Here is a 13,568-nt window from a genome sequence, read left to right on the forward strand (position 1 = left end):
AAGGAACAGGCTAAAACCTGTTCCTTTCTTCTTTATTTCCTGGGCCTGGCCCGTTCGTATTGAGCCGGCCAGGCCATATCCGCACCCAGTTCGTGTGCTGCGTGTAACGGGAAATAAGGGTCGTGCAGCATTTCCCTGGCCAGCAGTATTACATCTGCTTTATCCTGCCGGAGTATGTATTCGCACTGGCGGGCGGTGGTGATCAGGCCCACGGCTCCTGTAGCTATCTCTGCTTCTTTGCGTATTTTTTCAGCAAAGGGAACCTGATAACCGGGTTCCGCCTTGATCTGCTGGTGGGCAACGCCTCCACCGGAGGAACAATCCACCAGGTCAACACCATTTGCTTTCATCAGCAGGGCCAGCTGAACAGATTGTTCGGGATCCCAGCCGCCTTCCGCCCAATCGCTCGCGGAAATGCGGACCCAGAGTGGCATCCCCGAAGGGATTACAGCCCTTACAGCACCGATGATCTCCATCAGGAACCGGATACGGTTTGTAAAATCACCGCCATACTGATCGGTACGGGTATTACAAAGCGGAGACAGGAACTGGTGAATGAGGTACCCGTGCGCGGCATGGATCTCAATGAAATCATAACCTGCTTCCACGGCACGAACCGCACTTTTAGCAAAATAGTTAATATACGTTTTAACCAGTTCTGTATCAATCGCGTGTGGTGGTTTTTCGGCGTTGGTAAACGGAATTGCCGAAGGAGCAACGGTTTGCCAGCCGCCCTGTTCTTCCGCAAGCTGGAGATTTCCTTTCCAGGGTGCGCTGTGACTGGCTTTCCGCCCGGCATGGGCCAGCTGGACGCCTGCAAGTGCGCCATGTTGTTTAATGAATGTGGTGATTTCCTGCAGTTTTTCAATATGAAGATCAGTCCAGAGACCAAGGTCTTCAGGGGATATTCTCCCTTCGGGTGAAACAGCGGTCGCTTCCTGTATAATGGCACCTGCACCGCCGACAGCGCGGCTGCCGAGGTGTACTAAATGCCAGTTATTGGCAAATCCGTCCACGGCGCTGTACTGGCACATCGGCGAAACAACGATACGGTTGCGCAATACGCTGTTCCGGGTCTGAAAAGGGGAAAACAGTTTACTCATTCCGGTTCTTTTTCTAAAGATACGACCGAACAAAACGAACAGGCGTTAATATATTCTGACCGCCGTAAATCTCAATAATGATGCAGATTTCATTCAGTAAAACCCAAAACTCCCCTATCTTCGCATGGCTTTGCTTTTCAGGCTGTTCGCAGAAACAGTCTATTACTGCTACCTTGTTACCTTGAACGGATATAACCGATAGAATAATTACAACCTCAAGCTGAGATTACATGAGTCGTTCCTGAAAGGGAAATGACGATATCGTGCTTATCCGTGCTTTATGGCCGGTGAATTATAAAAAACACAAAACAAGAACCGACTGTGATGAAAGGTATTTTGACTATTGATCAGTTCTCCCTGCAAAAAAAGCTGCCATCCCAGGCTGCCTTACTGCGCAAATATGCGTCTTCGGTCCAAACGGTGCTGTATTTTTTTCTATTAAAAGACAGCATAACCCTATCTTTTTTAAGAAAATACGCCTGTTTTAACTAATTTTCGTTCTCCAAATCCTATTATCCTGTTTATGCAGAAAGCCGACCTGTGCCGACATCCGCGACGCCGATCATTTCTCCCTGGCAAAGCTGTTTCATTTATATTATTGTTCCTTGTAAGCATTACGGGGTTATCTGCCCAATACACAACAACCGCCTGCAGTGGCAGCAGCTTTTCATTTACATTACCGGCAGCGCCTCCGGCATTACAATATACCTGGACCGTTGCAAGCATTACACCTGCAGGAACCGTAAATGCCACTCCCCAGGCCGCTCCACAGAATGCCGTATCGCAGACACTTACCAATACAGGTAATGTCAGCAGTACCGTACAGTATAATGTAGCAGCCACCGATGGTACCAATTTCACATTGGATGTAACGGTGTATCCCCGTCCTCAGTTAACGAACACCCCGGCTGCTGCTGTTTGCAGTGGTACACCGTTTAATTTTCTTACCGCATCGAGTGTTGGAGGAACAACAGTAACCTGGGACAGAGATCCATCCGTCGGCATATCGCCCGTGAATAATTCGGGTAACGGTGATATCAGTGAAACAATGACCAATACCGGTAACCCGGCCAATGCGACCTACCGGGTTCATCTTACTGCAAATGGCTGTACTTACACAAACAATATTACAGTAACCGTTAACCCCTTACCTGTTTTGAACAGTCCGCTGAATGCGCCTGATGTGTGCAGCGGTGTTACCTTTAATTATATACCTACTTCGCCGCAGTCGCCGGGTGTAACATTTGCATGGACCAGGGCTTCATTTGCCAATATCAGTAATGCGCCGGCAAGCGGGAATAACAATCCCGCAGAAGCACTGATCAATACCAGCCTGGCAAGCGTACCTGTGAGTTACGTATATACGCTTACCAAAACTGCAACCGGTTGTAGTAATACAGCAACAGTAAATGTAAATGTATTGCCTACACCCGTACTCAACAGCAGCACTACGGCGCAGATCTGCAGCGGTAATACGTTCTCTTATGTTCCTACAACCGCACTAGGGGGAAGTACTTTTATCTGGGCAAGAGCTGCATCTGCCGGTGTCAGTCCCAACTCGAGCAACGGAGCAGGTGCGATCAATGAAGTGCTTACCAATACCACTACAGCGCCAACTACCGCAACCTATGCATTTGTGGTGAGCAACGGCGGTTGTAACAGTACAGCCAATGTAGTGGTGACCATCAATCCGAATCCTGTTTTAAGCAGTTCTATTAATCCTGCCAATGTCTGCAGCGGAACACCGTTTACGTATACACCAACATCAGTACAATCGCCGGATGTGACGTTTACATGGACGAGGAATGCGGTACTTGGAATTGATAATCTTGCAGCAATCAATCAGAATGGCGGTATCAATGAGGTGCTTACCAATTCAACCACCGCTCCTATCGATGTTACGTATGGTTATGTGTTGAATAACATCGTTACCAATTGTACATCTATACAGAATCTTACTGTAACAGTTAACCCGATACCTGTTATTCCTTCACCTGTAACTGAAAATATCTGCAACAACAGTGGTTTCCTTGTGCTGCCAACTGCGGCACCGCAGGGAACAACATTTACCTGGTCGTTACCTACGATACCGGTAACAGGTTCCATCACCGGGCCGATCGCAGCTCAGCCGGTTCAGCAACCTTATATCAGCGGCGGGCCATTCACCAATACGTTGCCTGTATCTTCAGTGATTACCTATACCGTTACACCATACCTGAACGGCTGCCAGGGGAGTGATTTTACATTGAATGTGAATGTAGGCACCGTTGACCCTAATGCGATAAATCTTGTTCTTACCAATGAATTGCCGGTGTGCAGTGGCTCTGCGTTTTATACAGAACTTTCAAGTTCTGCTCCGATGCCTCAGGTGTTTACATGGGAAAGAGTTTATACAGCTGGCATAACCAATGCCGCTACTCCGGTTAATACAAGTAATGTTATTAACGAGGTACTCTACAACTCCACCACTAACCCGGTATCTGCACGTTATATTATAAGGGTAACTTCAGGTAGTCCGGGCTGTACAATAGCCTTTACAAAAAATATAGTGGTAAATCCTGCCATACAGATCACAAGCACGCTTAATCCAACACCTGTTTGCAGCAATACAACATTCACTTATCCACTGGCTACGAATATTCCTTATGTGGAGGCACCGTGGGCCAGGCCTGCAATGGTAAATATCAACGGTAATGCGGCCGGAATCGGGGATGTGGCAATAAGCCCATTAAGTGAAGTCCTTGTAAATTCATCCACTGCGCCAATAACTGTTACTTACAATATCAGTGTAAAGACTGCCGCAGGATGCCAAAGTTCGGCACCTGTATCTCTGGTTGTTAATCCGGCACCGGTCTTAAACAATACAGCCTCTGCGCCTGCTGCTCTCTGCAGCGGAAGCAGCTTTTCTTATATGCCGACCTCTTCTACAGCTAATACGTTCTTTACCTGGAGCAGAGCTTCAGTTGCGGCTATCCTAAACCCACCAAGCAGCGGTGCCAATAACCCTAATGAACTTCTGGTAAATACTACATTGAACCCGGCGACAGTCAGTTATGAGTTCACACTGATCGCGAATGGCTGTCAGAATATACAAACTGTCAATACGGTGGTAAACCCCATCCCTGTGGTTACCGGTCAGACAGCTGTTATATGTGCCAATACGGCTTTCACTGTTACACCGGGAAGTGTACCTGCAGGCACGCAATACACATGGGGAATGCCAACCAGTTCTCCGGGCGCAGCTGTAACCGGATTTTCAGCCAGTGCTTCTCCGCAGAGTAATATTTCGCAGATATTAAATAATACAACGCTCGACCCTGCAAGAGCTTATTATTCGGTAACACCAACAGCCAACAGTTGTTCGGGTCTTCCTTTTACTGTGGAAGTGACCGTGAATCCAAGGCCTAATGTTGCTCCAATCAATACGGCTTTGTGCAGCGGCACGCCGCTGGTTTATGCTCCATCTCCTGTTCAGACAGGAACTACTTATTCATGGTCGGCACCAACACTCGGACCGGGCCTGACGGCAGGGCTTTCCAAATCTGCGCAGACCAATATCAATGACCTGCTTACCAATAGCAGTACTTCGAGTGCATCGGCAGTTTATACGGTAACACCTGTAGCCAACAGTTGTACGGGCAATATTTTTACAGTAACCGTACAGGTGAATCCTTTACCAGTGGTTGGCAATCTTACAACCGCACATTGCAGCGGAACAAGCTTTACACCCACTTTACCCGCAGTACCAGCGGGAACGAGTTATACCTGGCCGTTACCGGTATCTGTTCCTGGCGGAACGATCGTTGGAGCAACAGGACAGTTCGGGGCTGTTACCACTATTTCGCAACAACTGACAAGCAATACTACGGATCCGGTACAGACAACTTATACCATCTCTCCCGTATCAGGAACCTGTGCGGGCAATCCGTTTACGTTAACTGTAACCACCAATCCAAAAACAGAACTGAGCAGCAGTCTGACCGCAACGGTTTGCAGCAACACCGTGTTCAATTATACCGGCAGCAGCAATACACCTTCCACCAACAGTTATACGTGGACGAGGTCTGCCGTTTCCGGTATCTCCAACGCGATCGGTTCCGCAAATTCGAATGTAATCAGCGAAACGCTGATGAATACCACAGCCAATCCGATCAATGTAACTTATGTGTATTCGCTGAATACGACCGGTAACTGCCCTAATACACAGAATGTGGTTGTCACGGTTAATCCGCAGCCTAAGCTGAACAGTTTGTTGTCGCCGGCTGTCTGCAGCGGAACTACGTTCAACTATACGGCAACCACATTAACAACGGGTACTTCAATCACATGGGCGAGAAACCTGGTGGCAGGTATCACCAACGGCGCATCTACCGGTGGCAATGCCATATCGGAACTACTGGTGAGCAGTGAACTCACGGCGGTAACCGTACCATATAATTTTACGCTTTCTGCGAACGGCTGTACCAATAATGAGATCGTTTCCCTTATAGTGAATCCGTTACCTTCCGTAGGTGCATTAACAACAGCAGCCTGTACAAATACAAGCTTCAGCATTACTCCTGCCAATGTACCAACCAACACGGTTTATACCTGGGGACTTCCAACCAGTAACCCGGTATCTGTTGTAACGGGCGGGACAACCGGTACAGATGTAGCCGGCACGATCAGCGGAACATTGCAGAACGCAACACTGACGGATGCAACAGCCACTTACAGCATCATACCCAAATCAGGCACCTGTGCGGGCAATCCTTTCAGTCTTGCGGTAACCGTAAAACCTGTTGCAGTTGTAACATCGCCTGTTCCGTTAAGCGCGGTCTGCAGCGGAGATGTTATCAGCTATACCCCAGCCGGTGTTCCTGCGGGAACAAGGTACAGCTGGGGGAATCCTTCTTTCCCTTCCGGGCAAACACTTACAGGCTTCCAGGCGCAATCGCTCGTGACCAGCTTCAGCCAGACATTAAGCAGCAGCAACAATATTCAGAATAATGCAACCTACACTGTTACGCCTAATTCCAACGGATGTGCGGGTGATCCGTTTACAGTAGTTGTTCCGGTGAACCCAAGACCGGTTGTAAGCAATACAGTAAGCACGATCTGCTCCGGCAATACATTTACTGCAGCCATCGGCACGGTACCAGCGGGAACAACCTATAACTGGGGGATTCCTTCAGATATACCAGTGAGCAGCATTACCGGCGGGTCTGCATCGCCGGCAGGTGCCACCAGTATTTCGCAGCAGCTCTTTAACAACACCTATGCTGCAGCACAGCTCGTTTATACCGTGACCCCAGTAACAGGTGCCTGCTCCGGCGGACAGTTTACGGTAACAGTGAATGTAAATCCAGCCACACAACTGAGCAGTGCTGTTACCGCGGCAACCTGCAGCAACAACCTGTTCAATTATACCCCAGCCAGCAACACATCGGGAACATCCTATACCTGGACAAGGGCTTTTGTTTCGGGTATTACCAATGCAGCCGGCGCCGGATCCAACGGAATCAGTGAAACGCTGATCAACAGCACTTCTGCGCCGATCGCCGTTCAATATACTTATATACTCAATACAGGAGCGAACTGCGGCAGAACGGAAACGGTAACAGTAACTGTAAACCCGACTCCGAAATTATCGAGCCTGACCACACCTGCGGCTATCTGCAGCGGCAATACGTTTAATTATACGCCGGCTTCAGCAACTGCCGGGGCAACATTCCAGTGGGCGAGAAACCCGATCGTAGGCATCAGTAATCCGGCCCAGACCGGCACAGGAAATCCTGCGGAGATACTGGTGAACATTTCAAACAATATCATTCCTGTTAATTACAGTTACCAGGTTTCTGCCAATGGCTGCAGCAATACAGAACTTGTTACCGTGAATGTAAATCCGCTGCCTTCTGTGGCTAACGGTACACTTGCGATCTGCAGTAATACTGCATTTACGTATGCTCCGGGAAGCGTACCGTTAAACACTACTTACAGCTGGACCGTTCCTGCAAGCAATCCTGCCGGTATCGTTACAGGTTCGGCAGGCGGAGGAGCGCAGGTATCGCAGACACTTGCCAATACCAGCAATTCTCCTGCTACTGCTACGTATACGGTGATTCCGGAAGCAAACGGATGTGCGGGTCAGGCGTTCACACTCGCTGTAACAGTAAACCCGATCCCTTCGGCCAACGATGCGATCCTGCCACCGGTATGCAGTGGCACACCGGTGAACTATACACCTGCAGGCATTGTTGCAGGTACTACTTACGCATGGGGCAATCCGCTGATCAATCCTGCCGGAACCCTGACAGGCGGCATTGCACAATCGGGCGTAAGCACATTTTCACAAACCTTAACCGGTAATAATACGAGTATCAATACGGCGGTCTATACCGTTGTTCCAACCGCGAACAACTGTTCGGGTACAGCTTTCAAGATCACTGTTCCTGTAAAACCAGTACCTATCGTATCGGCACAGGTAGCTACGATCTGTTCCAACAATACATTCAGCATCGTACCTGCGGGTGTTCCTGCCAATACAACTTACAGCTGGGCCACACCTGCAAGTTTCCCCTTCGGTGCCATTACCAACGGAACCGCATCTGCACCGGGTGCACAGCTGATCTCACAGCAGCTCATCAACAGTACCTATAATGCTGCAAGAGCAGAATATACAGTTACACCACAGGCAGATGGTTGCGCCGGTACGCCGTTCAATATTACGGTGAACGTAAACCCAGGCACACAACTGAATCTCAGCGTAACGCCACCGGCAATCTGCAGCAAAACCGTCTTCAGCTATGCTGCTGCAAGTAATACAGCAGGTACCAGCTTCAACTGGACAAGAGCCCAGGTAAACGGCATCAGCAATGCGCCTTCTGCGGGAACAAACAGTCCGGATGAAACACTGATCAATATTACCAACCAGCCGATCGCTGTTACCTATGTTTATTCATTACGAACGGCCAGCAATTGCACCAATACACAGACTGTTACCGTAATGGTGAACCCTACCCCCGAGCTGGTAAGTGCGACCGTTGCTCCTGCCGTTTGCAGCGGAACAACGTTCTCTTATACACCTTTATCGAATGTGAGCGGAACCAGCTTTACCTGGACAAGAGGCTTCACTACTTTCATCAGTAATAATCCATCCAGCGGCATGGGCGATCCTGCCGAGCAATTGTTCAATACAACAACGGGGACGGTTTCGGTTAATTACCAGTACACTCTTACCGCCAACAACTGTTCCAATGTACAAACCGTAACAGTGCCGGTGAGTCCTACCCCAACTGTAACCAACCGCAACGTAACAACCTGCAGTAATACGCCATTCAGCATTACGCCGGGCAACGTGCCGGGTAATACGCAGTATACCTGGAACATGCCGGTATACAATCCGGGCGGATCACTGAGCGGAGGTTTTGCGCAAAACAGCGGGCAGCAGTCTATCGGTCAGACGCTGGTGAACCAGACCCTTAATCCTGCACAGGCCCGTTATACGGTTGTCCCTTCTGCGGGAGCCTGTACCGGTGCTGCGTTTACCGTAGATGTACTGGTGAACCCGGTAGCTACCGTATCGCCGCAGGTATTGCCGGCAGCATGCAGCGGCAGCACGTTTACTTATGCACCGGCTAATGTTCCGGCGGGCACAACCTATACCTGGAGCTATCCGCAGATCATGCCTGTGAACAGTCTTACCGGTGCAACAGCCGAATCGGTGAACCAGTCGCTGATCAGCCAGACTCTGAGCAGCAGTAATAATATTACCAATACGGCGGTGTACACCGTTGTTCCTTCATCGTTCGGATGTGCCGGCAACAGTTTCACACTTGCAGTTACCGTTAACCCTGCACCGGTTATTGCCAATATCAGGGATACCATTTGTACAGGTTCTTCTTTTGCCATAGCGCCGTCGCCAGTACCGGCCAATACAACGTATACATGGGGCACTCCGGTTCATTTTCCTTTCGGGTCCATTATCGGGGCCAATGCACAGGGCGCGCCGGTTACCAATATTTCGCAGACGCTGATCAATACCACAACCGCATCTGCACAGGCCATTTATACGGTTACACCGGTTGCAGGAACCTGTGCGGGTAATCCGTTCACCATTTCAGTTACCGTAGGCGCTAACCTTCCTGCTATCGCCAACCAGGCTGTAACGATCTGCAGCGGATCAACCTTTAATGCAACGCCGGTTAACGCACCACCCGGAACCACTTTCAGCTGGAATGCGCCTAGTCCGGCGCCTGCCGGTTCGGCCACGGGTATGAGTGCCGCCATATTACAAACCGCCGTTTCGCAGACACTCAATAACCTGACTGCCAACAACAGTATTGTAGCTTATACCGTTCAGGCCAGGAATACAGGCTGTGTCAGCAACAGCTTTACAGCAACCGTAACGGTATTGCCTGTTCCGAAAGTTACAGTTACGGGTAATGCAGTGATCTGCCGTTATCCTACCGATACCGTTTCGCTCCAGTTTGTTGGTCAGGGGCCTTACAGCTTTACTTATATCGACAATAATGTGCCGCATACCATCTCGGGTATTACAACGTCCCCTTACCGGCTGGTAATCCCTGCGGGTGCTGTTGGCCAGCGAACCATCGCATTTACAGATGCCACGCATTACGCATGCAGCAATACCAAAGACACCAGTTATTTCACGCAGGTGATCAATCCATTGCCTGTGGGTACCATCAACTCACTGCACGGAACTTATATCTGTAACAATATCGCAGACACCCTGTTCATCACTTCGCCGGACAGTCTCGGCTACCAGTGGCGGAGGAACGGAACTGCATTGGCAGGCGCTACGGATGATACACTGGTAACAGCAGATGCCGGAAGATACAATGCGCTGCTCACCAACCGCTATGGATGTATGGATACCGTAGCTGTTCCGATGACACTGATCAAAGTATCGCAACCTATCCTGAAATTATCTTACGATACTTATTGTATCAACACACAAATGAATTTCAGAAACCTGACCGATACGAATACAACCGGAACGATCACCTGGACCTGGAATTTCGGTGATGGTAATGTGCGTAACGGTTATAACAGCTTCAATACCTATACAACAGGAGGAGACCATCATATCAGGTTAACGGCGCTGCAGCAGTTCTGTCCTGCAACACCTACCTCTATGGACACAACTGTAAATATCCAGTTCCCGATACCAGGCCTCACCATGCAATCGGTAAGCGCTTACAAAGGGATACCAACACCTGTTGCGGTAAGGAGCATTCCTGATTACCGCTACCGCTGGACGCCATCGTGGGGAATTCATCAGCCAGACAGTGCCAGTACCACATTCAATTACCAGCAGACGCAGCAGTATGTGATCAACCTGATCTCTCCTGCGGGCTGTATTACAAGGGATTCATTACTGGTGCGGGTATTCGATAACCCGATGATCGATATCCTGGTACCGAAATCCTTTACACCTAATGGTGATGGTGTTAATGACATACTCTATCCTTATGTGGCCGGGATCCGTGAGTTCCATTACTTCAAGGTCTACAACAGGCTGAACCAGCTCATGTTTGAAACGAAGAATTACGACCAGGGCTGGAACGGAACCGCAAACGGAAGTCCTCAACCAATGGGTATCTATATCTGGGTAGCGGCAGGTGTAGACAGAGACGGCAAACCGATACAGAAATCAGGACAAACACTTTTATTACGATGATGTGATCACAATATGAAAAAAAGCTTTGCATACCCGCTTATATTACTGACCAGCATTCTGTGCACCTGCAGCAATACATCTGCACAGGATCCTGTTTTCTCACAGTTTTATGCTTCCCCGATGAGTGTTAACCCGGCGCTTGCGGGTAACGGGGATGCCGACTGGCGGCTGGTTGGCATCCGGAGGAACCAGTGGATCGCATCCGGCGTGGAGCCGCTGAACACCACCTCATTGTCATTCGATGGCAAACTGATCAGGCAGAAGAGCAATGATAAAAATTACATCGGTGGCGGGTTGCTTTTCCTGCAGGATTATGGTCTCGGCGGTGCATACAAAAGCAATTCCTTCAATTTGGTGCTGAGTTCGCATGTAAGCCTCGACTATGAAGATGTGAACGGGCTTTCGATTGGCCTGGGTGGCACTTATTCCAATACGCTGATCGATTTCAACCAACTTACTTTTGCATCGCAGTTATCATCAGCCGGCTTTAACAGAACGCTCCCTACCAACGAACCATACCTGTCTTCCATCAAACCTTATTACTCCGTTTTTGCAGGTATCACCTACACTTATACAACAGAAACTGCCAGTTTTGATATCGGCATTGCAGGCTACCGTTTCATGCGCACCAACCGCAGTGCGCTCAAAGATCCCAACCAGTTGGATCCGCCGCGGTATAATTTCCATGCAGATTACCAGACCTATCTCGGCGAACGGACTGCATTTAATGCGAATGCCATGTACGTGATTGAAAGTAATATACAATCCTACACAGTGGGAATGAACCTCGGGCATATACTCGAAGCAACAGACGACCAGCCAACCGTGCTGAACACAGGCCTATGGTACCGCAGCAAGGAAGCTGTGATTCCTTATCTCGGGCTGATGTACCGCAACCTGCAGGGTGGTTTAACGTACGATATCAATCTCTCTGCCAACAGGAGCACATTAGGCAATCTCAAGACCTTTGAATTCTCGCTGATCCTGAGATCGCCTCAGAAAAGAAATAACCCGATCCCCTGCCCGTGGAAATAAAGGCGCTGATCAGCGGTTCAGTTCTTTTACCAGTGCAGCAGTCCTGGCAGCTACATCCTGTTTTGCCTGTTCAATAGCTGCGGATATTTTGCCGGAATTACCGCCAGGCTGCAGATTGCTCATTTTAGACAATGCATCCTGGTAGAACTTACCCCAGGTTTCGATGATATGAACTTCCGATGTTTTTTTACCGGCATCTTTTGTTACCACGTCCATGCTCAATGCATGTTCTGTGGCGAGTCTTTTAAATGCTGATTCCCTGTATTCGTTCACCAGGTACAATGCTGTCTGCTCATTGTTACCGGTAAGCGCCATGGCTGATACAAGTGCCGATATGCCCACATTCTTCATTTCCTGCGGCGATACATTTTCCAGGCGGTCTGCATCGGTATGATAAAATACATCTGTGAAATGCCACATGAGCAACCCTGGTATGGAAGCTTCCAGGAATGGTGTATGGTCAGAACCGCCTTCAAAAGGATTTGTCTTTACAACCCAGCCATTTGTCTTTGCCTGATCGAGGCAACGGCTCAGCATGTAATCATTGAAATAATGCGGAACGATGGCTGATTCAGGCAAAGGCCTTCCGCCCCATTCTGAATGTTTCTCCTCGCCTCTGGTCCATACTGCAGAAGGATCAGGCATCTTTTCTATCAGGAAAGTACCGCCTGTTTTTGAAACGTCTTCGCCCACCATATCCAGGCTCATTCCCCACTGAATATTTTTTGCACGTGCTGCATCTTCCGTTACATAACGTTTGGTAGATACGATCTCATCGCCCCATAAAAATGTTATGCTGCGTTGTGGTGTAAACTGTTTTTTTGCGATCATCGCGGCTGTAACGCGTGCCATTTCTGCGAGGGTACCCACGCCTGTTGCATTATCGTTGGCACCAGGTTCCTGTACGTGTGCTGAGAATACAAAACGTTCTTCCGGCTTGTTCTCTCCTTTCACATCGGCCACCAGGGTCAGTTCTTCTGCTGCATACATTTTGGTTACCGTTTTAATACGCAGCTTTACAGGGCCTTTTGCCAGTGCTTCCTTCAGCCTGTTCCGCGCATAAGTGGAAAGCAGGATCCCAAATGTGCCGGCAGTACTGTCGGTATAAGCAATACTTGAAAACTGTATGGAATGAATATGTTTCTGCGGTTGTGTATATCCGGCTACCGAATAACCAAGCGCGCCAGCTGCACCTCGGCCAACTGCCGCACGATGTACCTGTCCTATTCCCTGTTCTGCAAAAAGTACTTTGTTCTTAAGATCAACTTTATCCAGCTCATCTTTTGTTGCTTTAGGTACATATACAACTTCAACTTCCAGTCCGCCAGGTGCAGTACTACCGGAATTGATCGCAAGCATGTTGCGGTTTGTTTTGAAGCTGAGCAGCGGTTCCTTTTCGCCTGCAATTTCCACCACTGCATCTACCGGTTCCCAGGCCAGGCGTTTCATTGGTCTTTTCTCAATCCGGTAAGTAAGCCTGTCGTTTGCTGTCGCTTTTGATTCATTTACATAGCCTGCTTTTTTCAGGATATCTTCCACATAAAAGATGCTTTCATCAAATCCTTTATTACCCGCAATACGCCAGCGTTGTTCAACAAAAGCCACAGTTTTGTACGCATTGTTTTCATCAAACTGTTTGCGTACCTGCTCATAATAGTTCTTAAGCAGCGGATCAGACTGAGCCTGACTTACAAATGGCATTAGCACTACCAGTAATACAGCAATGGAAAGTTTCATATAAGCGTATT

At 48.9% G+C, this 13,568-nt stretch carries 4 protein-coding genes; 2 read left to right on the top strand and 2 right to left on the bottom strand.

The features are described from left to right. Positions 1-32 precede the first annotated feature (32 nt). The gene (locus B5D42_RS15710) at positions 33-1,103 is read right to left on the bottom strand and encodes an NADH:flavin oxidoreductase/NADH oxidase (protein ID WP_078832482.1); all 1,071 of its coding nucleotides are present in this window, start codon (positions 1,101-1,103) and stop codon (positions 33-35) included. Positions 1,104-1,626: 523 nt separating this feature from the next. On the opposite strand from B5D42_RS15710, the gene B5D42_RS15715 reads away from it, so the two are divergent. Both B5D42_RS15715 and B5D42_RS15720 read left to right on the top strand, forming a co-directional pair. Then, positions 1,627-10,785: a PKD-like domain-containing protein gene (locus tag B5D42_RS15715; protein WP_139367200.1), complete on the top strand. Its 9,159-nt coding sequence runs from the start codon at positions 1,627-1,629 to the stop codon at positions 10,783-10,785. Between the two features lie 12 nt (positions 10,786-10,797). Continuing rightward, entirely contained in the window at positions 10,798-11,820 is a 1,023-nt protein-coding gene (locus B5D42_RS15720) for a PorP/SprF family type IX secretion system membrane protein (RefSeq protein ID WP_078832484.1), read from the top strand. Positions 11,821-11,829: 9 nt separating this feature from the next. Here B5D42_RS15720 and B5D42_RS15725 read toward each other — a convergent pair whose 3' ends face one another. Next, entirely contained in the window at positions 11,830-13,557 is a 1,728-nt protein-coding gene (locus B5D42_RS15725; protein ID WP_078832514.1) for a M28 family peptidase, read from the bottom strand. Positions 13,558-13,568: the final 11 nt, after the last annotated feature.

The sequence above is a fragment of the Sediminibacterium ginsengisoli genome (assembly GCF_900167075.1).
Lineage (GTDB): Bacteria > Bacteroidota > Bacteroidia > Chitinophagales > Chitinophagaceae > Sediminibacterium > Sediminibacterium ginsengisoli.